The 23,731-nt window shown below is 56.6% G+C and carries 27 protein-coding genes and 1 pseudogene; 16 read left to right on the top strand and 12 right to left on the bottom strand.

Annotated features, from left to right (window positions below):
• Positions 1–380 (top strand): annotated as a pseudogene (locus AC3DKS_RS14455) (hydrolase); the annotation flags it as partial.
• A 32-nt stretch (positions 381–412) separates the two neighbouring features.
• Here AC3DKS_RS14455 and AC3DKS_RS14450 read toward each other — a convergent pair.
• Positions 413–574, bottom strand: a complete 162-nt coding sequence (locus AC3DKS_RS14450) for a Rieske (2Fe-2S) protein (protein WP_187289184.1) — start codon at positions 572–574, stop codon at positions 413–415.
• Here AC3DKS_RS14450 and AC3DKS_RS14445 point away from each other — a divergent pair.
• The 5 genes from AC3DKS_RS14445 (at position 569) to AC3DKS_RS14425 (ending at position 2,974) form a co-directional block, all read left to right on the top strand.
• Positions 569–832: a hypothetical protein gene (locus AC3DKS_RS14445; protein ID WP_394330204.1), complete on the top strand. Its 264-nt coding sequence runs from the start codon at positions 569–571 to the stop codon at positions 830–832. The genes AC3DKS_RS14450 and AC3DKS_RS14445 overlap by 6 nt on opposite strands.
• 151 nt (positions 833–983) lie before the next feature.
• Positions 984–1,457, top strand: coding sequence for a transcription elongation factor GreA (gene greA / locus AC3DKS_RS14440; protein ID WP_015753622.1), 474 nt, complete (start codon positions 984–986; stop codon positions 1,455–1,457).
• 106 nt (positions 1,458–1,563) lie between these two features.
• Positions 1,564–1,818 (top strand): autorepressor SdpR family transcription factor, encoded by a 255-nt coding sequence (locus tag AC3DKS_RS14435; RefSeq protein WP_474732197.1) that lies wholly within the window; start codon positions 1,564–1,566, stop codon positions 1,816–1,818.
• A 3-nt stretch (positions 1,819–1,821) separates the two neighbouring features.
• On the top strand, positions 1,822–2,472 hold the full coding sequence (locus AC3DKS_RS14430; protein WP_015753624.1) for an SdpI family protein: 651 nt from the start codon (positions 1,822–1,824) through the stop codon (positions 2,470–2,472).
• A gap of 109 nt (positions 2,473–2,581) precedes the next feature.
• Positions 2,582–2,974, top strand: coding sequence for an HIT family protein (locus tag AC3DKS_RS14425; protein ID WP_272607064.1), 393 nt, complete (start codon positions 2,582–2,584; stop codon positions 2,972–2,974).
• 128 nt (positions 2,975–3,102) lie between these two features.
• Here the strand turns inward: AC3DKS_RS14425 and AC3DKS_RS14420 are convergent, their stop codons facing one another.
• Together AC3DKS_RS14420 and AC3DKS_RS14415 are read right to left on the bottom strand one after the other, a co-directional pair.
• Positions 3,103–3,453, bottom strand: coding sequence for a hypothetical protein (locus tag AC3DKS_RS14420; RefSeq protein WP_272607065.1), 351 nt, complete (start codon positions 3,451–3,453; stop codon positions 3,103–3,105).
• 2 nt (positions 3,454–3,455) lie between these two features.
• Positions 3,456–4,604, bottom strand: a complete 1,149-nt coding sequence (locus AC3DKS_RS14415) for a sensor histidine kinase (protein ID WP_015753627.1) — start codon at positions 4,602–4,604, stop codon at positions 3,456–3,458.
• Positions 4,605–4,763: 159 nt separating this feature from the next.
• Here AC3DKS_RS14415 and AC3DKS_RS14410 point away from each other — a divergent pair, with 159 nt between their 5' ends.
• From AC3DKS_RS14410 to aat, 4 genes are all read left to right on the top strand, one after another.
• On the top strand, positions 4,764–5,654 hold the full coding sequence (locus AC3DKS_RS14410) for a flavin reductase family protein (protein ID WP_272607066.1): 891 nt from the start codon (positions 4,764–4,766) through the stop codon (positions 5,652–5,654).
• A 190-nt stretch (positions 5,655–5,844) separates the two neighbouring features.
• The gene (locus tag AC3DKS_RS14405) at positions 5,845–6,222 is read left to right on the top strand and encodes a DUF3127 domain-containing protein (RefSeq protein WP_015753629.1); all 378 of its coding nucleotides are present in this window, start codon (positions 5,845–5,847) and stop codon (positions 6,220–6,222) included.
• Between the two features lie 33 nt (positions 6,223–6,255).
• The gene (locus AC3DKS_RS14400) at positions 6,256–7,635 is read left to right on the top strand and encodes a short-chain fatty acid transporter (RefSeq protein ID WP_272607067.1); all 1,380 of its coding nucleotides are present in this window, start codon (positions 6,256–6,258) and stop codon (positions 7,633–7,635) included.
• Positions 7,636–7,746: 111 nt separating this feature from the next.
• Entirely contained in the window at positions 7,747–8,427 is a 681-nt protein-coding gene (gene aat / locus AC3DKS_RS14395; RefSeq protein WP_272607068.1) for a leucyl/phenylalanyl-tRNA--protein transferase, read from the top strand.
• Here aat and AC3DKS_RS14390 read toward each other — a convergent pair.
• Genes AC3DKS_RS14390 through AC3DKS_RS14375 form a run of 4 tightly spaced genes read right to left on the bottom strand, consistent with a single transcriptional unit; the run spans position 8,392 to position 10,708 of the window.
• Positions 8,392–9,105, bottom strand: a complete 714-nt coding sequence (locus AC3DKS_RS14390) for a DUF2490 domain-containing protein (protein ID WP_272607069.1) — start codon at positions 9,103–9,105, stop codon at positions 8,392–8,394. The genes aat and AC3DKS_RS14390 overlap by 36 nt on opposite strands.
• A gap of 53 nt (positions 9,106–9,158) precedes the next feature.
• Positions 9,159–9,761: a hypothetical protein gene (locus AC3DKS_RS14385; RefSeq protein ID WP_272607070.1), complete on the bottom strand. Its 603-nt coding sequence runs from the start codon at positions 9,759–9,761 to the stop codon at positions 9,159–9,161.
• Complete coding sequence (locus AC3DKS_RS14380) at positions 9,748–10,311, bottom strand: DNA-3-methyladenine glycosylase I (protein ID WP_015753634.1); 564 nt, start codon at positions 10,309–10,311, stop codon at positions 9,748–9,750. Before AC3DKS_RS14380 ends, AC3DKS_RS14385 begins: the two co-directional genes overlap by 14 nt.
• 40 nt (positions 10,312–10,351) lie before the next feature.
• Positions 10,352–10,708: a hypothetical protein gene (locus AC3DKS_RS14375; RefSeq protein ID WP_041326997.1), complete on the bottom strand. Its 357-nt coding sequence runs from the start codon at positions 10,706–10,708 to the stop codon at positions 10,352–10,354.
• Between the two features lie 168 nt (positions 10,709–10,876).
• On the opposite strand from AC3DKS_RS14375, the gene AC3DKS_RS14370 reads away from it, so the two are divergent.
• The 5 genes from AC3DKS_RS14370 (at position 10,877) to AC3DKS_RS14350 (ending at position 17,032) form a co-directional block, all read left to right on the top strand.
• Positions 10,877–11,551, top strand: coding sequence for a TetR/AcrR family transcriptional regulator (locus AC3DKS_RS14370; protein WP_015753636.1), 675 nt, complete (start codon positions 10,877–10,879; stop codon positions 11,549–11,551).
• A gap of 13 nt (positions 11,552–11,564) precedes the next feature.
• A complete protein-coding gene (locus AC3DKS_RS14365) occupies positions 11,565–13,241 on the top strand; it encodes a peptidase domain-containing ABC transporter (protein WP_474732187.1) in 1,677 nt (558 codons plus the stop codon).
• A complete protein-coding gene (locus AC3DKS_RS14360) occupies positions 13,235–14,596 on the top strand; it encodes an HlyD family secretion protein (protein ID WP_272607072.1) in 1,362 nt (453 codons plus the stop codon). Before AC3DKS_RS14365 ends, AC3DKS_RS14360 begins: the two co-directional genes overlap by 7 nt.
• Positions 14,593–16,050 carry a TolC family protein gene (locus tag AC3DKS_RS14355; RefSeq protein ID WP_015753639.1) on the top strand — a complete coding sequence of 486 codons (1,458 nt, stop codon included), beginning with the start codon at positions 14,593–14,595 and terminating at the stop codon, positions 16,048–16,050. The genes AC3DKS_RS14360 and AC3DKS_RS14355 overlap by 4 nt, the downstream gene beginning before the upstream one ends.
• A 115-nt stretch (positions 16,051–16,165) precedes the next feature.
• Complete coding sequence (locus tag AC3DKS_RS14350) at positions 16,166–17,032, top strand: YitT family protein (protein WP_015753640.1); 867 nt, start codon at positions 16,166–16,168, stop codon at positions 17,030–17,032.
• Positions 17,033–17,082: 50 nt separating this feature from the next.
• Here AC3DKS_RS14350 and AC3DKS_RS14345 read toward each other — a convergent pair whose 3' ends face one another.
• The 5 genes from AC3DKS_RS14345 to AC3DKS_RS14325 form a co-directional block, all read right to left on the bottom strand.
• Positions 17,083–17,805, bottom strand: coding sequence for a TonB family protein (locus tag AC3DKS_RS14345; protein WP_015753641.1), 723 nt, complete (start codon positions 17,803–17,805; stop codon positions 17,083–17,085).
• 88 nt (positions 17,806–17,893) lie between these two features.
• On the bottom strand, positions 17,894–18,604 hold the full coding sequence (gene truB / locus AC3DKS_RS14340) for a tRNA pseudouridine(55) synthase TruB (protein WP_474732184.1): 711 nt from the start codon (positions 18,602–18,604) through the stop codon (positions 17,894–17,896).
• 24 nt (positions 18,605–18,628) lie between these two features.
• Positions 18,629–19,429, bottom strand: a complete 801-nt coding sequence (locus AC3DKS_RS14335) for an undecaprenyl-diphosphate phosphatase (protein ID WP_015753643.1) — start codon at positions 19,427–19,429, stop codon at positions 18,629–18,631.
• A 5-nt stretch (positions 19,430–19,434) separates the two neighbouring features.
• On the bottom strand, positions 19,435–19,707 hold the full coding sequence (locus tag AC3DKS_RS14330) for a DUF3098 domain-containing protein (protein ID WP_015753644.1): 273 nt from the start codon (positions 19,705–19,707) through the stop codon (positions 19,435–19,437).
• Between the two features lie 18 nt (positions 19,708–19,725).
• Positions 19,726–20,604 carry a cell division protein FtsX gene (locus AC3DKS_RS14325; protein ID WP_015753645.1) on the bottom strand — a complete coding sequence of 293 codons (879 nt, stop codon included), beginning with the start codon at positions 20,602–20,604 and terminating at the stop codon, positions 19,726–19,728.
• Between the two features lie 182 nt (positions 20,605–20,786).
• Here AC3DKS_RS14325 and leuS point away from each other — a divergent pair, with 182 nt between their 5' ends.
• A complete protein-coding gene (leuS, locus tag AC3DKS_RS14320; protein ID WP_474732181.1) occupies positions 20,787–23,624 on the top strand; it encodes a leucine--tRNA ligase in 2,838 nt (945 codons plus the stop codon).
• The last annotated feature ends 107 nt before the right edge of the window (positions 23,625–23,731 follow it).

Genomic DNA, 23,731 nt, shown 5'->3' with positions numbered 1-23,731 from the left:
AACTCGCCCTGCACGCCGAATTCCAGGGGGCCATTGGGGTGGTGCTCAACAAACCCGTGCCGGACCGCGTCGTGGCGCAGGTGAAGCGCAAGGTGGACATTCCCGTGGTAGTAACAGTGGTTTCTGCGGATGAGGACTTTCCCGCAAGGATCCGTGCCGGCGTGGATATCCTCAACGTGTCGGGGGCGGAGAACACCCCGGCGATCATTCGGAAAATCCGCCGGTTCGATCCGGATATCGCCATTATCGGCACCGGGGGCAAAACGGAACAAACCATCCGGGAGACCCTGGAGGCCGGGGCGAATGCCATCTCCTATACGCCCCCCTCCACGGCCGAGTTATTTAAGGAGGTGATGCAGCGGTATCGCGCCGGAGGGTAGTAAACCGGAGGGTAGTAAAGTCGATTAGCCGGTCAGTTGCTGACGGTGACGACATCCCCGCTTCGGGTTGCCCGGTATTCGAGCAGGTTGTAGTAGCGTGCCCCGTCGTCGGGGGGGTCAAACATCTGCCCGGTGAAGAGGCTGTAGGTGTAGTCTTCACAGGGGCAGACGGCGTTCTGCCCGTCGATTTGCATGGTGGAACACCCGTTGGGCGGATGGTTCGGGCAGCTGGCTTCAAAGGCGCGCATTTGGTCAAAGCCCGTATTCATCACAAAAAAGCCGCGGATACCCGCGCCCGCATTTCCGATATATACCGGGTTTCCCGTACTGGTAAGCGGGCTGTAGAGCGGGAGGTTGAGGTTCATCTCAAAGCGGAACCCCAGCTCCTGCAGGTTCGGGTTCCGGTTGCCTGCGTCGTTGCTGCATGCCAGGAGCAAAACGGACAGGAATAGCTTGTAAATTAAGCGGCTAGGGCGCATCGGGTTCGGGCTTCTGGCACAAAAATCAGTAAAAAATCCCTATATTTGCGTTAAATCCTCTCTAAATAACCTGTACGCAGCACAGGTTTTGCAGGGGATTTTCTCTTTATAAAATCCGGATGATATGAGTAAGGTATCCTATTATACGCCCGAAGGGATGAAGAAGCTGAAGGACGAGTTGAATCATCTGCGCGACGTGGAGCGGCCGAAAGCCTCCCAGGCCATAGCCGAAGCCCGCGACAAGGGCGACCTGTCCGAGAATGCCGAATACGATGCAGCCAAGGAGGCCCAGGGCCTGCTGGAGATGAAAATAGCCAAATTGGAAGAGGTGGTGGCAAATGCCCGACTGATTGATGAATCCCAGTTGGACACCTCCAAAGTCCTGGTCCTCTCCACCGTGAAACTGCGGAACCAGCAAAACGGCCAGGAACTCAGCTATACGCTGGTGGCCGAAAGCGAAGCCGACCTGAAGGCGGGAAAAATCTCCGTTACCTCTCCGATTGGCAAGGGCCTGTTGGGAAAGAAAGTGGGGGATACCGCTGAGATCCAGGTCCCGAACGGCACCTTGAAGTTCGATGTGCTCGAGATTACCCGTTAATTTATAACGCGCCTTCGGCCCGGGCACTCCCGGGTCCGAACCACCGAAACCTGACCCATTTGCACAATTGAAATAATAATTAGATATTTATCTAAATATATAATTATTGAATACCCTTTTTAAATCGCTGAACGACCCCACCCGGCGGGAAATCCTGCAACTGCTCAAGGAGCGCGACCTGAGTGCAGGGGAAATTGCGGACCAGTTCAATATCTCGAAACCCAGCATTTCCCACCACCTGGACCTCCTCAAGCGGGCGGGCCTGGTTTCCAGCAGGCGCCAGGGGCAGTTTATGCTATACTCACTGAATACCACCATTGTCGAGGACCTGTTGCAGTGGGTCCTGGACCTAAAAAAATAAACGATGAAAACTTCCCTGCGAACCGAATGGCCCATACTTCTGATTGTGGCCGCACCTTTTATTTACCTCGCCCTGCAATGGAATCAGCTGCCCGAGCGGGTGCCCCTGCACTGGAATATCCGCGGGGAAATCGACCGGTGGGGAGATAAATCCGAGTTGTGGCTGATACCGATTCTGACTACCGGGCTGGTCTATCTGATATTCCTGGCCGTACCGGCCATCGACCCCAAGAATAAAATCCGGGAGATGGGCGTGAAGTACACCCAACTGAAATATATCGTCACGGTCTGTATGGCGGCTCTGGCGGTGGTCATCATCCATATGACCCGGACGGAAGGCACCCTATCGCCCGCCCCGCTCCTGGCGGTAATCGGACTGCTTTTTGCGTTCCTGGGCAACTATTTCAAAACCGTCCGGCCGAATTACTTTATCGGGATCCGGACCCCGTGGACCCTGGAACACCCCGAAATCTGGAACAAGACACACCGCCTGGGCGGGGTGCTTTGGTTAATCGGCGGCCTGCTGATAGTGCTTGTGGCCGCCCTGGCAAACGGACCCTGGCTCATGTACCTGTTCTTTGGGGTGACATCCGTTATCGTCCTGGTGCCCCTGGTCTATTCCTACCTGCTTTACCGGAAACTGGACCTGGGCTGAAAGGGCCTGGAGGCAACGCCATGGCCTGCCCTTCAGGGTGCCGGCGCTGGAACGCCCACCCTTATACGCCCGGATTTTTCGTATCTTGGCGGGACAAAACCAACATCACATGCCCAGTATATTTACGCGGATCATCCGGGGCGAATTACCCAGCTACCAGGTAGCCGAGGATGAGGCCCACCTGGCCTTTCTCGATGTCAACCCGAACAGCCGGGGACATACGCTTTGCGTCCCCAAACAGGAAGTGGACAAGCTTACCGACCTGGACGCCGAGGCCTATGAAGCGTTGATGCGGTTTTCCCGCAAAGTAGCCCTGGGGATCGAAGCGGCCATCCCCTGTAAACGCGTGGGGCTCACCGTCATCGGCCTGGAGGTCCCGCACGTACACGTCCACTTGATCCCCCTCAACAGCATGGCGGATGCGACCTTTGGAAAAAAGGATAAGCTAACCGAATCGGAATTTGAGGAAACGGCAGCAGCCATTCGCCGCCAGATCGGTTAGTTGAAAGAAGGCTCCCCGGGCTTGGAAACCGCCCGCCCGGCTTCAGGTCTGGCCCCCCGGGCTTTAAAACAGATTCCCCAGGCATCAGGAAAAGCCCTTCCAGGGAATAGCCAGGCCCTGCCAAAGGATCAGAACAGGCCTTCCACATACATATACACCAGGGCGCCTACCAGGCAAATCCCCAGCAATACAAAGACGTAGAACGACGATTTGAAATGGATACGGGCCCGCTCCGGGCGGACCGCTTTTTCGTAGTATTCCACGCTCCTGTCAATATCCTCCGTCCATTTTACCGGGTAAATCACATTTTTACAGGTGTTACATTCCAGTTCCCGCGTGACTTCCGGGCTGATGCGGTGATACAGCCACCCAAATCGGTGTTTTTGGTAAAACCGCAGGGTCATATCCTGGTTAAAACACTCCGGGCAGTTGTTGCTCAGAGGCGCTTCCTTGATAACTACTTGCTCTTGTTTTCCCATAGCTAATTCTTTATGCGCAGCGAGATTTGCATTACGGTGCCTTCCTTGCCGGAAGACAGCACTTTCACTTTCCCCTGGTGGTACTCCTCTACAATCCTGCGCACCAGGGAAAGTCCGAGGCCCCAACCGCGTTTTTTACTGGTAACCCCCGGGTCGAAGATTGTATTCCAGCGGGTTTTCGGGATGCCGTGGCCTGAATCGGTGATGAGTACATGCACCAGGGGCGGGTCCGGGGCGATCTCCAGGGAGATGTCCCCCTTGCCCTTCATGGCATCGATACCGTTTTTTACAATATTCTCAATGGTCCAGTGATACAGCGAGCGATTCAACAGCACCGGCAGGGATTCCGCCCGGGAGTGGAAGCTGAACCGGACCAGTTTGGAACTCCGCACCCGCAGGTAATCAAACGCGTTGCGCGTTTCTTCCACAATGTCGAGCGTCTCCAGGCGGGGGGTCGAGCCGATCTGGGAAAACCGCTCGGTAATGGTTTGAAGCCGGCCGATGTCCTTCTCGATCTCCGCGGTAATCTTCGGGTTGAGTTCCTCGGACTTCAGCAACTCGTTCCAACCCAGCAGGGAGGTCAGGGGGGTCCCTATCTGATGGGCAGTTTCCTTGGCCATGCCCGCCCAGAGTTTATTCTGTTCCGATGCCTTATTGGTCTTGAAAAAGAAGAAAATAACCGCGCCGAACAGGAAGATGATCAGGAGCAGGGCCACCGGGTAATATTTCAGCTTGTTGAGTACCTCGGAATTCCCGTAGTAAAGCGTGGCGAGCAACTCGCCTTCGTACTCGATGCGGATGGGCGTGTTTTCCGACCGGAATGTCGCAATCCGGCCCGCGATTTCCTCCTCGTCTTCCGGGGAGACGTCCGGCATGTTGTTGATCCGGTAGGAACCGTCCGAATTGACGAGGATCATCGGCGTACTCGTATTGTTCTGGAACACCCGCAGGTGCAGGTTTCCGAGTTCTTGCTCTTCCGAAAGCCGCAGGAGTTCGGATTGGGCCGTGGCCCATATCTCCATCTTGTTGCGCTCTTCTTCTTTGAATTTCCTGAAAAAGCTATTTGTGTTCCAAAGGATCAGGCTGACGATCACAAAGGACGTGATCAGCAGGATGGCGTTCAGGATTTTCTTTGGCGGATTGAATCGCATGCCCCCTTGGCGGATTTTTTTTGGTTTTCCGGGCAGTCTGCCGGTTGGCAACTCCACGCGGACCATTCGGTTAAATATAACTCAATTTGGGCGGAAATGTTGTGGCGGGATCCCGGAGCGGGATTGCACATTCGATGTAATTTTACCTACCTTTGCCCCATGACCTCAGGCACCCTGTCACTCTTGCCGGAAGACTTGGAAACACGGGAGTTACACGCGTTTTTACTCGGTGCGGTAGCCCCGCGTCCCATCGCCTTTGCAAGCACGGTGGATGCCGGGGGAACCCCCAACCTGGCGCCGTTCAGTTATTTCAATGTTTTCGGGACCAACCCGCCGGTGCTCATCTTTTCGCCGGCCAGGCGCGTCCGGGACAATACGGTAAAACACACGTTGCTGAATGCCGAAAAGACCCGGGAGGTGGTCGTCAATATGGTGTCCTATGAAATGGTACAGCAGATGTCCCTGGCGAGCACGGAATACCCGGAAGGGGTGAACGAATTTGAAAAGGCGGGGTTTGGCATGGTGCCTTCCGATTTGGTGAAACCCTACCGGGTGGCCGAAGCCCCGGCCCAGTTTGAGTGCCGGGTAACCCGGATCATGCCGTTGGGTGAAGGGGGAGGCTCCGGGAACCTGATATTCTGCGAGGTGGTCAAAATCCACCTGAAAAAAAATATATTGTCCCCTCCGGGATTGCCCGATCCCAAGAAAATGGACCTGGTGGCCCGTTTGGGGGGAAACTGGTACAGCCGGGCAGCTGCCGGGCTTTTTGAAGTCCCGAAGCCGCTGTCGAGCCTCGGCATAGGGGTAGACGCCATCCCGGAACCCATACGGCTCAGCAAGGTGCTGACCGGCAACGACCTCGGAAGGCTTGGCAACGTGGAAAAACTGCCGGATACCGCCGAGGTCAGCGCCTTTGTTTCCGCGGACGTCAACGCCCGGAAAGTAATCAGCGCCCGGGATACCGAGGCGCTGCACCGCAGGGCACAGCAATACCTGGAAGGCGGGGACGTGCATACCGCGTGGAAGTTGTTGTTGGCTGGACTGGAATGAAGCAGGCAGGGCTGGAATAGACGCAGGCAGGGCTGGAATAGGTTCAGGCAAAGCTGCAACAGGCAAAGCTGCCACAGGGACGGACTAGGTTATAACAGGTGTAAGCAGGGACATAAAGCGGAAGAATACCGGGTTTGGTACCCGGCCCATTAAATCGAATAGAAATTTACAATTAATACAAGCGAGACGCATGGAGATTCAAGGAACCATCAAAGTAATCGAGGAAACCAAAACATACGGAAGCAATGGCTTCCGCAAGCGGGAAATGGTAGTAACCACGGACGAACAGTACCCGCAGCACCTGCTGGTGGAATTTGTACAGGACAAGACCAACCTGCTGGACAAGTTCCAGGTAGGCCAGCAAGTCAAGGTAAGCATCGACCTGCGCGGTCGGGAATGGGTAAGCCCGCAGGGCGATACCAAGTATTTCAATTCCATCCAGGGCTGGCGCATCGAGAACCTTCAGGAAGCGACCCCGGGCGATGACATTCCCCCGGTACCCCCGGCCGATGCCTTTGAGCCGGCGGACAACCTCAAGGAAGAGGATTACGACGACCTGCCGTTTTAAGGGATATCGGCGCCGGGCCCACCCGGCACAACCATGTCAGTTACCCGGACAATAGAGGCTCTTTTCAGGCGGTTTTTACCGTCCCCCTTCGCCATTGCTGTTATCCTCAGCCTGCTGGCGCTTTTTTTGGGAGGAGTGTTTGGGGTTTACCCGGACGGGACCAACAACTGGGCGGGAACGCTCAGGGCCTGGGAATCCGGGCTATGGAACCGCAACCTGCTCGTATTTGCCTACCAGATGATGCTCATCCTGGTATTGGGCCATGTCCTGGTACTCAGCGCGCCTGCCGAAAAGTTGCTATCCGCCCTGACCGCCCGGGCAGGCAATGCGGCCGGGGCCGCCCTGCTGGTGGCCTCCACCACGATGCTCGTTTCCTTCTTCAACTGGGGCCTTGGCCTGATCTTCGGGGCCCTGCTCGCCCGAAAGGTGGGGGAACACGCCCGGGACAGGGGCATCCCGATCAATTATCCGCTTATTGGTGCCTGCGGGTATCTCGGGCTGATGGTCTGGCACGGGGGTATCAGCGGTTCTGCCCCCATCAAAGCCAGTGAACCCGGACATATCCACAACCTGCTGGAGGGCATCCTGCCCGACGCATCCCTGGCGGCCCTTCCCGGCAGCATCCCAACCTCGGAGACGGTTTTCGGCCCCTGGAACCTCGGTATTTTCCTGGTGGTCTGGCTGGTTGTCAGCGGTCTGGCATACTGGCTGGGACGCACCACCCGGACAGGCCCTGTGGAACTGCCTCAGAGCGTACCCGAAGCGGAAACCGAGTCGGACCCACAACAGGACGGGGACCGGGCAGACCGATCCCCGTGGCTGAGTCGTTTATTTGCGGCACTCGTTTTGGCTGCATTCCTGCTGCAATACCTGCCGCAGCTCAGGCAACTAAACCTGACCCCGGACATGCTGAATTTCTTTATGTTCGGGCTTGCCCTGCTCCTGCACGGCAACTTTCGGAATTTCCTGAGGGCAGTTGAAACGGCCATCGGTGATACGGCTGGGATCCTCATCCAGTTCCCGCTCTATTTCGGGATCATGGGCATCATGACGGAGTCCGGGCTTATCCATCGTGTTTCGGACTTTTTTATCGCTGTCAGCACCCAGCGGAGTTTCCCGTTGTTCACGTTTTTCAGCGCCGGACTGGTGAATCTGTTTGTCCCCAGCGGGGGCGGACAATGGGCAGTACAGGGGCCCATCATCCTTCAGGCGGCCCTGGAATTGAAAGTGCCGCTGGAAAAGGCTTTGATGGCCCTGGCATACGGGGACCAGCTGACGAATATGCTCCAGCCATTCTGGGCCCTGCCCTTACTCGGGATCACCCGGTTGAAGGCCCGGGAAATCCTGCCTTTTACCCTCCTGTTTATGTGTGCTGCCGGTGGCATCTACCTGGCCGGGCTGTTGATTTGGTGAGGGATTGTACCTTTGCAAGGAGTAATAAAGGGCCCTTTTGTACCGGTTCTTGCTTGTTGCATGGGCGGGCTCAAAAACCCCATTTATTTAAACCCAAACTCCCTGGTAAAAATGCCCCCATCCCACGCACCTGTCCCGTATCTGGGTAATGCCCTGGTATTTCCCCCGGCCCGCAGCGCCGGCCCGGACGGGCTTCTGGCCATGGGGGGCGACCTGAAACCGGAGCGGCTCATGCTGGCATACCGTTCGGGGATTTTCCCCTGGTTTAGCGATGATTCCCTGATCCTGTGGTGGAGCCCGGACCCCCGGATGGTCCTGTTTCCGGATGAGCTCCGAATAACCAGGAGCATGCGTCGAATTATAGGGAAGAAAACCTTTCGGATAACCAAAAACCAATGCTTCGCGGAGGTGATATCCGCCTGTGCAGAAACTTCCAGAAAGGGCCAGGACGGTACGTGGATTACCCCGGGGATGGAGGCGGCCTACATCCGCCTTCACGAGGCCGGGAATGCCGTCTCCTATGAAGCCTGGCAGGGAAGCGAACTCGTTGGCGGCCTCTACGGGGTGGACCTGGGGGAAGTATTCTGCGGGGAAAGCATGTTTACGCGCGTATCCAACGCCTCCAAGGTCGCATTTATCCATATGGTAAGGGAGCTGGAGGAGAAGAATTACCGTCTGATAGACTGCCAGGTGCATACGCCCCACCTGGAAAGCCTGGGCGCCCGACTCGTCTCGCGGGCGCAATTCCTGGACCTCCTAAAGGGAGAGGACCAGGGTCATGGTAAAGAATAATTCATGCCCGCCGGTATGCGTAAAGTCCTCCCGCCGGTATTCCGTCCCGAGTTCTGTACGGACGCCATCCGCTGCCAGGTAACCCAGCTCCGCCCCGGCCCGGACATCCCATTCGGCAGACTGCGACCTCGAGACGCTCAGCAACTGCTCCAGGGTGCCTACCCAATACCACTCGCCTACATCGGTTCGCTCCCCTTGCAACGGGCCGTCGAACGCCAGCCGATACCGGAACCTGTGGACGGTCTGATCCGGGAAGATACGCTGTTCGGATCGCAGGCGGTGGCCGATCCGGATGACGCGGGGCCGAAAAGTGCGGTTGTATTGCTGGGTGAGCCTAATTTCGTTGGTACGGTCCGGTTCAAAAGGTTTTCTGAACCGGTATTGTATCCCGAGGCCAACGCTTTGGTTCCCTAAAAAAGCGACCGAAGTGAACAGGGCCAGATCTACTTGGCGGCCCTGGAGCTCGGCGGCCCCGTTCCGTGAATAATACATGCGGTGGCCTGCCGAAACGTTTTGGGAGAATCCCTTGCCGAGGGAGTAATTCAGGTTGATGGCAGGCTCCAGATAGCCGGTAAATTCTCCCTGTCCCCATACCAGCGGGCCAACTGCCAGGAAACCGAGACGGATCGCCAACCGACAAAGTATCCGGGGGGTAAAACGAAGTGGTGGTTTGCTCATGCTGGCGATATCCGTTTATCAGGTATGTTATATGAGATCCAAAGCCGCAACCGTCAATAGAGGACGTGATTGTAATTCGGCGGCAAAGATTCCCGGATGCGCAATAGCCGGCCTTCGCTGTCGTACAGGAGTTCATAGTGGGCCAGTCCGGAATCCTGGCGGGTCTGGATAACGAGTTCGTACCGGATTTCCGGCAAGAGCAGGTTTTGGAAGGCGTTTTTCAGGGTTTGGGAATCCGATTCGAAGGAAGCCCGGGGATACTGCTGCTGTATTTTTCGTACCCGGTACCGGCCGTAGGTTCCTTTGAGGTGGGCCTGAATGGCTTCCAGGGTTTCATTAGGGATATCAACCGACCTGATACGGACTTCTGCATCCTCCAGCTCACCTTCCGGGGTAAACTCAATGCTGTAGTGAAGTCGCCGGTGTTTGAATTTCATTTCAAAACTGCTGCGGGCCGAGTCGATTTCCTTGTAGTACCTCAGGCGCCTGACACCTTCCAGGTAAGGTTCCATCACCTCTCGGGCCGACTCCGGGAACTGGGCTTTTCGGATACGGAATTCGCGCTCCTGTTTTTGTTGGGCGCTGGCGGGGGCAAGAGCTAGCAGCAGGATGAAAACGAAAGCCTGAAGCCTTCCGGATGAATTAAACCTGGTCATATCGGAAACATGTTACTTCGTGGTCGTTAACCATGCCGGTAGCCTGCATGTGCGCGTACACCACCGTGGAGCCCACGAATTTAAACCCCCTGCTTTTGAGGTCCTTGCTCAACTTGTCGGAAAGGGGGGTGGTAGCCGGGGCTTCCTTGTAGTTTTTTACCGCGTTGCGAATGGTCTTGCCATCCGTAAAGCCCCAGATATACTCGCTGAAACTCCCGAATTCTTCCTGGACCTCCATAAAGGCCCGGGCGTTGGAAACGGCTGCGCGGACCTTCAGGCGGTTCCGGATAATACCCGGGTCGGCCAGCAATTCGGCGATTTTGTCTTCACCGTAAAAAGCAATCCGCCGGTAGTCGAACGCGTCGAACACCCGGCGGAAATGCGCTCTTTTTTTCAGGACCGTAATCCAGCTGAGCCCTGCCTGGAAGGTCTCCAGGGTCAGGAATTCAAACAGTTTTCGGTCGTCCCTTACCGGTACGCCCCATTCTTCATCGTGGTAGGTAACGTAGAGCGGATCGCCCAGGCACCAACCACATCGGTGTTTCTCCATATGTGCAAGAAACGGAAAAAACGGGTACCGGTCAACGGGGTCATGAACGGGATAGCTCCCCGGCTTCCATGGCCTGGTCCAGTCGGGCTTCCACCCGGGGCATGAAGCGGAAGAACTTCCCTCCGTCTGCCCGCTCAAGGGTCACCCAGGTTTCGCCGTTGCGGCTGGTCTGCCCAACCACGACGACTTCCATGCCCTGGAGCCGGTTGAAATCGGCAATCGCCCCACGTTTGATAATGAAATTTTTACGGGGAAAGTCAATGTGGTCATAGCCGTGGGCATCGGCCTGGCCGAGGACCAGTGTACTGCCTTCCCGGACGTCTGATTGTTGTGCCTGGGCCGAAAACCCAGCAAAAAGCAGCGCCGCAATTGTCAATATGAAATTTTTAGCTCTCATAAAATGGACATTTAGGATTATCAAAGTTAATTATTGCGAATATATTAAAATGATAGTAATACTATCGTTAAATAATAGTTAAACCCATATTTGTTGAGAGTTTTACTATTATATTTGAACAAAATTTGGATAGTAGCGGATGGTTATCTTTGATATAAGAATCGCAATATGGATGCGTTAATCCGGAATATGGAAGTGTCGATCAACCCGGGACTGTATTTGAAAGACCCGCAGACTACCCGTTTGGGAAAGCGTATGGTGAGCTACGGAATCGCGATGATCTCCGAGATGGGAGTGGAAAAGTTCAATTTCCGGAAACTCGGGCAGGAAATCGGGTCGAATGAAAGCTCTGTCTACCGGTATTTTGAGAACAAACATAAATTTTTAATCTACCTCTGCTCCTGGTACTGGGGTTGGCTGGAACTCCGACTCGTTCAGGAAACACATGCCATTTCGGATCCGTCCAGCCGGCTGGAGCACGCCATCGATACGCTCACCCGCCCGGTGGTTACCGATGCCTCCTATGAACATATCGATGAGGTGGCCCTCCACCAGATTGTGGTCAATGAGTATTCGAAACCCTTCCTGACCCGGGAGGTGGACCAGCAGAACCGGGACGGGTACTTTGAGATTTACAAACGCCTTGTGCACAGGCTGGCCGATATGATCCGGGCAGTTAACCCAGAGTATCCCTATTCGGTTTCCCTGTCCAGTTCGGTTATTGAGGGATCGCTGCATCAATTTTTCCTCGAGCAGCACTTCCCCTCCCTCACCGAACTCGAGGGGGTGCGCAACCATACGCGATTTTTCATTCACCTGGTAACCAACACAATCCGAAAATAACCTACCCCCAACCATGGCAAAAGCGATTATGACTACCTGGCAGCGCCTGATGGGGCTCCTGAACCTTGAGAAGAAAGACATCCTGCAGGTATTCTACTACGCAATCTTCGCGGGCCTTGTCAATTTGTCCCTGCCGCTTGGAATCCAGGCAATCATCAACCTGATACAGGGGGCCCAGGTGAGCACTTCCTGGATTGTACTGGTAATTCTCGTTACCCTGGGGGTGGTCTTTGTCGGCGTCCTCCAGCTGATGCAGATCCGAATCATCGAGAATTTGCAGCAAAAGATATTTACCCGTTCCTCGTTTGAATTTGCCTTTCGGTTCCCGAAGATCCTGATGAGCGAGCTGACCCATTTTTACCCGCCGGAACTGGCCAATCGTTTTTTTGATACGCTAACCGTTCAGAAATCGCTTTCCAAGATCTTGATCGATTTCCCGGCGGCCCTGCTCCAGATTCTCCTGGGCCTGCTGCTGCTTTCCTTCTACCACCCGTTTTTCATCGCCTACGGCATTTTACTGCTCCTGCTGATCTATGCGGTATTTAAGTTAACGGCAAAAAAGGGGCTGGAGACCAGTTTGGAGGAATCCAAGCACAAGTACCGGGTGGCCCACTGGATCCAGGAAGTGGCCCGGAGCATCGTAAGCTTTAAACTATCCGGGAAAACCTCCCTGGCCGTCGATAAGAACGACCATTTGGTAACCCGTTACCTGAAGGCCCGGGAGAGCCATTTCCGGGTGCTGGTATTGCAGTTTATCCAGATGATCGGCTTTAAAGTCCTGGTCACGGCGGGGTTACTCATTATCGGCGGTTTGCTCGTCCTGAACCAGCAGATGAATATCGGCCAGTTTGTCGCTGCGGAGATTATCATCCTGCTGGTCATCACCTCGGTTGAAAAGCTCATTCTCGGCCTGGAATCCGCATACGACCTGCTCACGTCCCTGGAAAAACTCGGGCAGGTGGTGGACAAGGAACTCGAGCCCCTGGAAGGGGAGACCCCGCTGGATGAATCTGAAACCCTGGATGTAGAACTCCGGGAGATTACCTACCACTCTGCGGACGAGCAGAAAACGATCATCGATCACTTTTCCGTTCAAATACCCCCCGGGAGTCGCATCGTGATCAAGGGCCCGTCCGGCTCGGGCAAGACCACGTTGCTTCGGCTCATAACCGGGATATTGCGGCCGGATTCGGGGCAGATTTTTGCCAACGGGATTTCCCTGGACAGCATGCTGCTGAACCATTACCGCTCGCAGCTCGGGCAGTGCCTGCCCGAGGAAACGCCCTTTGAAGGCACTTTGCTCGAAAACCTGACCTTTGGCAACCCGAACATCCCCATGGAGGAGGTGTACCGGGCCCTGGAACAAATCCGGTTGCTCTCGTTTGTCAAGGCGCTTCCCCAGGGCCTCAAAACGGTCATCTATCCGGAAGGACGGCAATTCCCCTATGTGGTTGCCCGGAAAATCGTGCTGGCAAGGAGTATCCTGAACCGGCCAAAACTCCTTGCGCTCAAGGACCCCCTGGATCAGTTTGAACCCGGGGAAGCCAGTGAAATCATGGATTTCCTGACCGATAATGACAATCCCTGGTCCCTGGTAGTGGTTAGTTCCAACGACCGTTGGGAAGAGCAGTGCGCCCGTGTTCTGGAGATGGACTCCGGCAGATTAATCAAAGACTCCGGCCCATGTTGAATATCACGAAGAACAGACTGAACCGGGACGTGGACCTGCGGCAATTCGAGTCGGGGCGACTGGTGATCCACCAGCGGTACTACAAACATTTTAATCGCTTCCTGCTGGCCTTTGCAGGTATTGCGGTGATCATCCTGTTTTTGCCCTGGACACAGACCGTCAGCGGGACGGGGTACCTCACCACGCTGCGGCCCGACCAGCGGCCCCAGACGGTGCAATCTCCCATCCCCGGACGGATCGAGAAATGGCATGTCCGGGAAGGGGACTTTGTCCTTGCAGGCGATACGATCCTGGTCATGTCGGAAGTCAAAGACGAATACTTCGACCCGCAGCTCGTAGACCGCACGCGTCAGCAGATCGATGCGAAAAGCCGGTCGGTGGGCTCCTATCAGGAGAAGGTACGGGCACTGGAGAACCAGGTAGCCGCCCTGGGCCAGGAGCAGGCCCTGAAACTCGAACAGACGCGGAATAAGCTCATGCAGGCCCGGTTAAAAGTCAAGAGCGACAGTATTGACCTGGAGGCTGCCCGTACAGGGATTTCCATTGCCCAGCGGCAGTACGACCGGACCAGTACCCTCGAGGAGGAAGGTCTCAAGGCAGTCACGGATGTGGAAGAGAAACGGCTCAAGCTCCAGGAGGCGCAGGCGAAGCTCATATCGGCGGAAAACAAGTTGCTGGCGAGCAAGAATGAGGTGTTGAACGCCCGGATGGAGGTGGGGCGCATTCAGGCCGAGTATCAGGACAAGGTCGCCAAAGCGCAAAGCGAGCTATTTACGGCCCAGTCGGCACAATTCGATACGGAGGCCCAGGTGACCAAATTGGAGAATCAGTTCACGAATTACGAGCGGCGGCGCGAATTGAACGTGATCCGCGCGCCCCAGGCAGGGTACGTCAACAAAGCGCTGCAGGCCGGGATCGGCCAGACCTTCAAGGAGGGCGAACAGTTGGTGAGCATCATGCCGGCGTCCGTAGACCTGGCGGTGGAAGCCTACATTTCCCCCATCGACCTGCCGCTCATCCACGTGGGCGAGAAGTTCCGGATCCAGTTTGACGGCTGGCCGGCCATCGTGTTCAGCGGGTGGCCCAATATCTCCTTCGGGACCTACGGGGGGGTTGTTGTGGCCATCGAAACCTATATCAGCCCAAATGGCAAGTACCGCGTATTGATAGCCCCGGACCCGGACGACCACCCCTGGCCGGACAAGATCCGCGTCGGGTCCGGGGCGAACAGTCTGGCATTGCTCGAAGATGTACCCATCTGGTTTGAAGTCTGGCGGCAACTCAACGGATTCCCGCCAAACTACTACACCCCGGAGCGGTCGGCGGCGGGATTAAGCGGAAAAAACCAGCCATGAAGATACCGGTGATTCTCATCGCGTGCATCTGCTGCCTGGCGGGGCTTCAGGCCCAACCAGGCAACCTCCCCGAACGGGCCGGCAACCCGGAAGGCCAATCGGACACCCTGGTTTTGGGGTTCCGGGAATTCATTGCGCAGGTCAAACAGTTCCACCCGCTGGCCCGTCAGGCGCGGCTCGTACTGGACGCGGGGGAAGCCGGTTTGTTGCAGGCCCGCGGTGGCTTCGATCCGAAACTCGAGGTAGACCTCGAGCGGAAAGAGTTCAAGGGCACCGAATACTACGACCGCCTGAACGCCACTTTTAAGATTCCCACCTGGTACGGCGTGGAATTCAAGGGGCAGTTTTCCGAGAATGACGGGGCCTTCCTGAACCCGGACGAGGCCCTGCCGGACGCGGGGTTGTACAGCGCCGGGGTTTCCGTATCGGTTGGCCGGGGTATCTGGATGGATAAAAGGATGGCGGTGCTGAAGAAGGCCCGGCTCTACCGCCAACAGAGCCAGGCAGATCTGGAGCTCCTGGTAAACGCCCTGCTTTTTGAGGCCTCCCTGGCGTATTTTGACTGGTTGCAGGCCTATCAGGATCTCGCCGTTTTTGAAGGGTTTGTGCGGAATGCCCGGGTGCGGCTGGAAGGCATCCGCCAAAGTGCCCTGGCCGGGGACCGGCCTACCATCGACACGGTGGAGGCGCGCATCGCCTTTGCCAACCGGCGCCTCAGCCTGGAACAGGCCCGGGTTCGCACGACACAGGCCGCCCTGGAGGTGTCTACCTATTTGTGGCTGGAAGACGACCTGCCCGTGGAACTCCAACCCTGGGTGGTTCCCGAGGTCAATCCGGCACTGTCCGTAGACCGGGCCCTGGGACTGGACCTGGAATTGGGCGAAGACTGGATTTCCGCCGAACACCCGAAGCTGCGCTCCCTCCAGTATAAATTGGAGGCCCTCGATGTGGAGCGCCAATTGAAGGCCAGCCGGTTGCTCCCCGAGATTGACCTGGAATACAACTTCCTGACCGAGACGCCCGAATTGCTGAACTCCTTCGATACGGGTCAGTACAAAGGGGGCCTCAGTTTCCGGATGCCGCTGTTCCTCCGGAAGGAACGGGGGGAACTCAAACTGGCCAAAATCCGGTTTCGGGATACGGAACTCGAAAGGCTCAGCACCCAGGTGGGGATTCGGAACAAGGTTTTGGGTATCTTTACCGAGTTGGAGTCCTTTGAGACCCAGAACAGCCTGATCCGGGATATTGTCAGGGACTACGATCAGCTGCTTCGCGCCGAGGAGCGGAAGTTTGAATTCGGAGAGAGTTCCGTGTTCCTGATCAACTCCCGGGAACGGGCCCTGATCGACGCCCGCCTGAAATCGAATGAAGTGGGCAACAAGTTCCTTTCTGCCAAGGCGAAGCTCTTCCAGGCACTGGCGCTGGGGCAGGAGGAGGTTGGGGAACAACCCTGAGAAGGCATCGAGCAGCGCGCCAGCGGATACTCCGGGTTGCAGAAAAGACCCGCCGTGTATCCATATAACGGCCAGCCAGTGTAAATTCGCGACGCAGTCCAAACCCGCAACCGCCATGAAACAACGCAGCCGCACCGCCCGGAATATCCTGATAGACACCTTTTACATCGTGCTGGGGATTGCCTCGGCCGCCTTTGGCCTGGAAAGTTTCCTGTTGCCCAACCGGTTTATCGACGGGGGCGCCACGGGGATCTCCCTGTTGATCTCCAGCGTGGCGGACGCACCCCTGGCCCTGCTCATCGTTTTGGTAAATATCCCATTCCTGGTCTTCGGATACCGGGTGGTGGGACGGGGTTTTGTGCTGCGGGCCGCCCTGGCCATCCTGGGCCTGGCCGTCTCCCTGACCCTGTTCGAGTACCCGGAAGTGACGGACGACCCGTTGCTCGTTTCCGTGTTTGGCGGTTTTTTCCTCGGGGCGGGGATCGGCCTGTCCATCCGGGGAGGCGGCGTGCTGGACGGCACCGAAGTCCTGGCCATCTACCTGAGTAAGAAACTGCGGGTGAAAATCGGGGATGTAATCGTGATGATCAATATCGTGATTTTTGTCGCGGCCGCCTACCTGCTCTCCCTGGAAGCGGCCCTCTATTCGATGCTCACCTACCTGGCGGCATCCAAAACGCTCGATTTTGTGGTAGACGGGGTGGAGGAATATCACGGGGTGACGATCATTTCGGAGAAAAGCGACGCAATCCGCGAAATGCTTATCGAGAAACTCGGGCGCGGGGTGACCCTGTTACCCGCCCGGGGCGGTTACCGGGTTAGCGGAGGCCACCGGAGCTACGAGGCGGTGTTTTCGGTGATCACGCGATTGGAAATCAGCAGGTTGTATCGTGAACTGGATGAAATTGACCCCGGGGCCTTTGTGGTGATGCACCGTATTAGCGATACGCGGGGCGGGATGATCAAGAAACGCCGGCTCTAGCTTGTTGCCGGAGGGTCTGCGGCGGGGCCGATCCGGGCCTGCAAGCGAACTTATTTGCTGATAAAGAGATAGGTAATCGAGCCCTTCTGCCCGTCCCGGGTGGCCGGGCTGAAACGCGCCCGTTGCGCATAGGCGATCGCATTCTCCACCAGGCAGCCATTCGATGTGGAGGAACTGTTCGCGTTGAAGTGTGCATCGGTGACATACCCCTGGCGGTCCACTTCGATGTTGACCACCACTTTACCCCCTTCGATACAGGTGTAGATGGGGGGCGGCAACTCATAGGCATTGCGGTCTACCAGGGAATAGGAGATGGAAGTCCGCTTGTCCTTCAGGTAATTCGTGTACTCTTTTTTTACAGCCTCCTTTTCCCCCAGCAACTCCCGGGAAGCTTCCCGTTTTTGTGCGAGTTCCCTGAGGTGATCCGAAAATGCTGCGTTGTCTTCCGAAAGGTCGGAACCGGGGTCTGAGTCGGAGAGTTCCTGGCGCTCCTCGAGGATTTCCTGAAGGGTTTTCAGGGGTTCGGGATTGCCGAAACTGGGTTTCGCCGTCTCGTTAAAGGCCATGTGGCTTTCGACGTCGGCCTGCTGGGTCTCCTCCACCTCCTGCTCTTCCTCCACCAGGGTCTCCAGGTCTTCCTCGGAAAGGCTCATCTCGATTACGTACTCCTCGGCCTGTACGCTGCCCAGATGTATGTTGAACAGGGTCAATACCACGATTCCCAGCGTAAAGCCGGTAATGAGAAGCGATAATTGACTGCGGTTCAACTGCATAATCCTAATAACCCTTATTTCTGTATTTTATTTCATGCCGGCGCCGGATACTGCGGCCGCCGATGTTGTCCATGTGCCGTGTAACGGGTCAGACATCGAAGCCCTTTTCCCGAAATGCTTCCCGGAATGCGTCCGGGGTATGGGCTTTATTTACGGAATACGGACCCGTTTTGGTTCTTTTCAATGCAGAAAGATACGCCCCGGAACCCAGAAATTGCCCGAAATCATGGGCCAGGGAGCGGATATAGGTGCCTTTGCTGCAGGTGACGCGGAAATCCACTTCGGGCAGCGCAATCCGGGTCAGCTCAAAGGCATCGATCCGGACCACGCGGGTAGGGATATCCACTTGCTGGCCTTGCCTGGCGTACTCATAGAGCCGCTTGCCGTCTTTTTTAATCGCTGAAAAAACAGGGGGTTGTTGCCGGATTTCACCGGTAAAGGCCCGGGTTGCCTCCAAAAGGGCCTCCGGGGTAATATGTTCGGTGGGGTAGGTGCCTTCCGGGGGGGTCTCCAGGTCGTAGGACGCCGTGACTGCGCCCAATCGGATGGTCCCGGTATACTCCTTGGGCAGGCCCTGCAGGCCGGCAATTTGTTTCGTGGCCTTCCCCGTGCAGATCAACAGCAGGCCTGTGGCGAGCGGGTCCAGGGTCCCGGCGTGCCCCACCTTGATTTTCTTGAGGGAAAAAGCGCGCCGGAGCGTCCATTTAACAGCGTTCAGCGCCTGGAATGACGACCATTCGTACGGTTTGTCGATCAGCAGGACCTGACCGCTTAGGTAGGATTCTTTGCTAAATTCCAATTGTAGTTCTTTGGGGGTGCCGGGTTAACCGGCGAGCCAGGTTCCCAACCCGATGGCCAGGAGACCTGCCAGCAGGCAATATACGGCAAAATAGGTTAGTTTGCTGTTGCGGACCAGGCGGATCATCCAGGTGCATGCCAGCAGGCCCGAGAGGAACGCTGCCGCAAAACCGGCCGCAACGGGCACGGTATTCCCGCTTTCGAACACAAGGCCGCCGTCCAGGAGGTCCTTGGCGATTTTGCCCAGGATCAGGGGGACCACCATCAGGAAGGAAAAACGGGCAGCCTTCGATTTATCGACCCCCAGCAGGACGCTGGTGGCGATCGTGGCCCCGCTCCGCGAGATGCCGGGGAGCAGTGCCACGGCCTGCGCGATGCCGATTACAAAGGAATTGACGTATGAAACGGGCCGCTGGGTCTGCCGGGCCCTGTCTGCCAGGAAGAGGAGCAAGGCCGTAATCAGCAGCATACAGCCGACAAAGACGATGCTGCCCCCGAAAAACATTTCGAGTTGTTCCTCCAGAAAGAAACCGATCAGTGCAGCCGGGACCATGGACAGCACAATTTTCGCCGAAAACCGCGTGGCCTCGTTGTCGCGGAACTGGAAGAGCCCGCCCAGGATTTCAGCTACGTCCCGGCGATAGACCACCAGGGTGCTGAGGGCCGTGGCAAAATGCAGTACCACCGTAAAAAGCAGGCTTTCTTCAGGCAGGGAGTCGTCGCCCAGGAGGGCCTTGCCGAGTTCCAGGTGGCCGCTGGATGATACGGGGAGGAATTCGGTGAGTCCCTGGATAATCCCGAGCAGGATGGCATCGATGAGCTCCAAGGATCCTAGCTGGATTTTTTCTTGTGGGGGTTCGCGAGAATCGCATAGACCTGAATCCCCAACCCGATCAGGACCAGGGTAGGCGCCAGGCGGATACGCCGGAAACTGAAGATTTCCGGGTTAAAGACGTTCGGGTCGTCGCTGCCCCCGCCCGCCATCAGGATATAGCCGAGGGCGATAAAGCCGAGGCCGACAGCCATGAGTATGTAGTTTCGCTTCTGGAATATAAACTCCCGCTTGGGCTTCTGGCTTTCCGGGGATTTGTGTTTTTTACTCATGCGACAAAGGTAATGAACCTAATAATATAAATCGTCCGTCCGCAGGTTCAGGAAGCGCTGCGTGGCAAAAAAGGTGCTGATTCCGGCAATGAATATGCCGAGCAGGAAAACGACCCCAAAGAGCAACCCGATTTGCGGGAGGTCGTCCAGCAGTCCCAGTTCCGGGAAGTTGCCGTCCAGGTAAACCAGCAGGCCGTAGAGTGCCAAAAGTGCCAGGCAGGCTCCGATCATCCCGAGTTTGACACTGGTGGCGATAAACGGCCGGCGGATAAAAGCCTTGGTGGCTCCCACCATTTGCATCGTCTTGATGATAAACCGGCGGGAATAGATCGAAAGCCGGATGGAGGAGTTGATGAGCAGCACGGCGATCAGCGTGAAAACCGCCGAGGCCACCAGGATGCCCAGCCCGATCCGCTGGACGTTTTCACTCAGCAATTCGATGGTGGGCCGGTCGTAGCTCACTTCTTCCACAAAAGATTTTTCCCCGATGACCCCGGCGATGGAATCGACCTGTACCGGGGAGACAAACGCGGCGTTCAGCTGGACGTCAATGGAGTTTTTTAAGGGGTTGTACCCGAGGAATTCCATAAAATTCTCGCCGATCTCCTCGCTGTGCAATTCGGCGGCTTCCTCCTTGGATACGTATACGGCCGATTTGGTGTAGTCCGCCATCACCAGGCTTTTTTGGAGCTGGTCAATTTCCACCTGTTTGGCGGAATCCCGGAAAAACACGGAAATCGTGATCTGTTCCTTGAAATGGTCGCCGAGTTTCTGGGTGTTGAGCACCAGCAGCCCGAGTATTCCCAGGAGGAAGAGCACGAGACCGATGCTCAGAGTCACCGAAAAATAAGAGGATATCAGCTTCCGTTTCTGGTAGCGTTCAAAAGACTTGCTCATAGCGCTTGCTCAATGAATACCGGAACCGGCGGGCAGTTGTATCGGACGGGTTCCGGCAGGTCCGGACCCGGCGCCAGGCCCTGGCCCAATTCACCGTAAAAATAGGAAAGTAAACGGATTCCCCTTATTTTTGCGCAAATTAATGACCGGGGGTTCCGCCCCGGTTGGTTTACCCCTGAGACATGCAGTACAATTTTAAGGAAATCGAGTCCCGGTGGCAGCAATATTGGGCCGATAACCAGACGTTTCAAGCGGAGTTCCCTTCCGATAATCCCAAGTTCTATGCGCTGACGATGTTCCCGTATCCCTCGGGCGCGGGATTGCATGTCGGCCACCCGCTGGGCTACATCGCCTGCGACATCTATTCGCGTTTCAAAAGGCACCAGGGTTACAACGTACTACAGCCCATGGGGTATGATTCCTTTGGGTTGCCGGCCGAACAATACGCCATCCAGACCGGCCAGCACCCGGCCATCACCACGGAGGCGAATATCGCCCGTTACAGGGAGCAGTTGGATGCCCTGGGATTCTCCTACGACTGGAGCCGCGAGGTGCGGACTTCGAACCCGGGGTACTACCGGTGGACCCAGTGGGTCTTTATGCAGCTTTTCGATTCCTGGTACGACCGGGAGACCGATAAGGCACGGCCCATCCGGGAGCTTGTCGATCGCTTTGAATCCGGGGGGAACGCCGCCGTGGATGCGGTATGCGATGCGGACACACCGGATTTTTCCGCGTCCGACTGGCAGGGTTTTGACCGGGCGGACCAACAGCGCATGCTGTTGAAGTACCGGCTTACCTACCTGGCCGAGGCAGAGGTAAACTGGTGCCCGGAATTGGGGACGGTACTCGCCAATGACGAAGTGGTCAACGGGGTATCCGAACGGGGGGGCTTCCCGGTGGTGCGCAAAAAGATGACCCAGTGGATGATGCGGATTACCGCCTATGCCCAGCGGCTGCTGGACGGGTTGGACGAAATTGACTGGCCCCAGCCCCTGAAGGATGCCCAGACAAACTGGATCGGCCGCTCGGTCGGGGCTTCGGTGATTTTTAAAACCGTGCCAAACGCCCATCAGGCCGAATCCTTCGACATTGAGGTATTCACCACCCGGCCCGATACGATCTTCGGGGTGAGCTTTATGACGCTGGCGCCCGAGCACGAGCTGGTGGGACGGATCACCACCCCGGAGCAGCAGGAGGAAGTGCAGGCGTATATCGAAGCCACTTCCCGCCGTTCGGAACGCGACCGCATGGCGGATGTGAAAACCGTATCCGGGGCCTTTACCGGGGCCTATGCGGCCCATCCCCTCACCGGGGAGCCCGTGCCGGTCTGGATCGGGGATTACGTGCTGGCAGGATACGGTACCGGGGCGGTGATGTCGGTGCCTTGCGGGGACCAGCGGGACTACGATTTTGCGAAACATTTCGAGCTGCCCATCCCGAATATCTTTGAGGGGGTGTCCCTGGAAGAGGGGGCTTATGAAGAGAAGGACGGGGTGGTGATTGCCCAATCCGGTTTTATCAGCGGCCTGGGGCGGGAAGCCGCCACCCGGAAGGTGGTCGACGCCCTGGAGGAAAAAGGCCTGGGCAGAGGGACCATCAACTACCGCCTGCGCGACGCGGTATTCAGCCGGCAGCGATACTGGGGGGAACCATTCCCCGTATACTACGACGCAGACGGGTTGCCCCGCCTGTTGCCGGAGCACTGCCTCCCTCTGGAACTGCCCGAAGTGGAAAAATACCTGCCCACGGAAACCGGGGAACCCCCACTGGGGAACGCCACCCGATGGGCCTGGGATACCGAAAAGGAAGCCGTGGTGGAGAATTCCCGGATAGACCGCAAAACCGTGTTCCCGCTGGAATTAAACACCATGCCGGGTTGGGCGGGAAGTTCCCAGTACTTCAACCGGTACATGGACCCGGGCAACGACCAGGCCCTGGTCTCTGAAGAAGCTATCGGCTATTGGGAGGACGTGGACCTGTACATAGGCGGAAGCGAACACGCCACGGGCCACCTGCTGTACTCGCGGTTCTGGCAAAAATTTATGTTCGATCGCGGCTGGGTGCCCAAAGACGAATATGCCCAAAAGCTGATCAACCAGGGGATGATCCTCGGCACGAGTGCGCTGATGTACCGCAAAAGCGGCACGCAGACATATCTCAGCAAAGGACTGGCGGATCGTGAAGCGACAGATGCCATACGCGTGGACGTCGGTCTGGTGAATGCATCCGATGCGCTGGACCTGGCTGGCCTGAAAGAGTGGCAGCCCCAATATGAAGACGCGGAATTTGTTGGGGAAGACGGGGAATTCTACGTGGATCGAGAAGTTGAGAAAATGTCCAAGTCCAAGTACAATGTCGTCAACCCGGACGAGATCTGCGAGGAGTACGGGGCGGATGCGCTGCGGATGTACGAGATGTTCCTCGGGCCCCTGGAACAGTCCAAACCCTGGAACACGGCCGGCCTTAGCGGGGTGTATGGTTTTCTGAAAAAATTCTGGCGCCTTTTCCACCAGGGGCCGGACCGCACCTTTGAGGTATTGGATGACACGCCCTCCGCGGCAGACCTGAAAACGCTGCACAAGACCATCAAAAAGGTAACCGAGGACATCGAGGCCTTCTCCTTCAACACGTCCGTCTCCACGTTTATGATTTGCGCCAACGAACTAACCGCGAGCAACTGCCGGTCTCGCGCCGTGCTGGAACCGCTGGTGGTGCTCATTGAGCCCTACGCGCCCCACATGGCCGAGGAACTCTGGCATCAATTGGGGCACTCGGAATCCGTGGCGCGGGAACCCTATCCGGTTTACGACGAGAAGTACCTGATAGAGAGCAGCAAGGAATACCCCATTTCCTTCAACGGTAAAATGCGCTTCACCCTGGAACTCCCCCTGGATATGAGCAAGGAGGAAATCGAAAAGACCGTGCTGGCCAACGAAAAAACCCGGCAGCAACTCGCGGGCCGGACCCCCAAAAAGGTCATCGTCGTGCCCGGCAAAATTGTCAACATCGTCGGATAGGGGTGTGTCGTTAATAATATTTAATAAATAGTTGTTACCCCCAAAAAAATAGGGGGTCAACATGAAAAACACTTGCTTTTTGACAGGCCAACCCCCTTGTTTTGTCG

It is taken from the genome of Robiginitalea sp. (assembly GCF_982776155.1).
This window is presented reverse-complemented; position numbering and strand designations above follow the sequence as displayed.

Bases quoted from the DNA above. Each gene is read 5' to 3' on its own strand.
- AC3DKS_RS14410 (WP_272607066.1), top strand. From the start codon at position 4,764: ATGACCTCAGGCACCCTGTCACTCTTGCCGGAAGACTTGGAAACACGG.
- AC3DKS_RS14380 (WP_015753634.1), bottom strand. From the start codon at position 10,311: ATGGAGAAACACCGATGTGGTTGGTGCCTGGGCGATCCGCTCTACGTT.
- AC3DKS_RS14345 (WP_015753641.1), bottom strand. From the start codon at position 17,805: ATGCAGTTGAACCGCAGTCAATTATCGCTTCTCATTACCGGCTTTACG.
- AC3DKS_RS14450 (WP_187289184.1), bottom strand. From the start codon at position 574: ATGCAAATCGACGGGCAGAACGCCGTCTGCCCCTGTGAAGACTACACC.
- greA (WP_015753622.1), top strand. From the start codon at position 984: ATGAGTAAGGTATCCTATTATACGCCCGAAGGGATGAAGAAGCTGAAG.
- AC3DKS_RS14405 (WP_015753629.1), top strand. From the start codon at position 5,845: ATGGAGATTCAAGGAACCATCAAAGTAATCGAGGAAACCAAAACATAC.
- AC3DKS_RS14365 (WP_474732187.1), top strand. From the start codon at position 11,565: ATGGCAAAAGCGATTATGACTACCTGGCAGCGCCTGATGGGGCTCCTG.
- AC3DKS_RS14350 (WP_015753640.1), top strand. From the start codon at position 16,166: ATGAAACAACGCAGCCGCACCGCCCGGAATATCCTGATAGACACCTTT.
- AC3DKS_RS14415 (WP_015753627.1), bottom strand. From the start codon at position 4,604: ATGCGATTCAATCCGCCAAAGAAAATCCTGAACGCCATCCTGCTGATC.
- AC3DKS_RS14360 (WP_272607072.1), top strand. From the start codon at position 13,235: ATGTTGAATATCACGAAGAACAGACTGAACCGGGACGTGGACCTGCGG.
- AC3DKS_RS14400 (WP_272607067.1), top strand. From the start codon at position 6,256: ATGTCAGTTACCCGGACAATAGAGGCTCTTTTCAGGCGGTTTTTACCG.
- AC3DKS_RS14325 (WP_015753645.1), bottom strand. From the start codon at position 20,604: ATGAGCAAGTCTTTTGAACGCTACCAGAAACGGAAGCTGATATCCTCT.
- leuS (WP_474732181.1), top strand. From the start codon at position 20,787: ATGCAGTACAATTTTAAGGAAATCGAGTCCCGGTGGCAGCAATATTGG.
- AC3DKS_RS14390 (WP_272607069.1), bottom strand. From the start codon at position 9,105: ATGAGCAAACCACCACTTCGTTTTACCCCCCGGATACTTTGTCGGTTG.
- AC3DKS_RS14385 (WP_272607070.1), bottom strand. From the start codon at position 9,761: ATGACCAGGTTTAATTCATCCGGAAGGCTTCAGGCTTTCGTTTTCATC.
- AC3DKS_RS14355 (WP_015753639.1), top strand. From the start codon at position 14,593: ATGAAGATACCGGTGATTCTCATCGCGTGCATCTGCTGCCTGGCGGGG.
- AC3DKS_RS14370 (WP_015753636.1), top strand. From the start codon at position 10,877: ATGGATGCGTTAATCCGGAATATGGAAGTGTCGATCAACCCGGGACTG.
- AC3DKS_RS14330 (WP_015753644.1), bottom strand. From the start codon at position 19,707: ATGAGTAAAAAACACAAATCCCCGGAAAGCCAGAAGCCCAAGCGGGAG.
- AC3DKS_RS14425 (WP_272607064.1), top strand. From the start codon at position 2,582: ATGCCCAGTATATTTACGCGGATCATCCGGGGCGAATTACCCAGCTAC.
- aat (WP_272607068.1), top strand. From the start codon at position 7,747: ATGCCCCCATCCCACGCACCTGTCCCGTATCTGGGTAATGCCCTGGTA.
- AC3DKS_RS14375 (WP_041326997.1), bottom strand. From the start codon at position 10,708: ATGAGAGCTAAAAATTTCATATTGACAATTGCGGCGCTGCTTTTTGCT.
- AC3DKS_RS14430 (WP_015753624.1), top strand. From the start codon at position 1,822: ATGAAAACTTCCCTGCGAACCGAATGGCCCATACTTCTGATTGTGGCC.
- AC3DKS_RS14420 (WP_272607065.1), bottom strand. From the start codon at position 3,453: ATGGGAAAACAAGAGCAAGTAGTTATCAAGGAAGCGCCTCTGAGCAAC.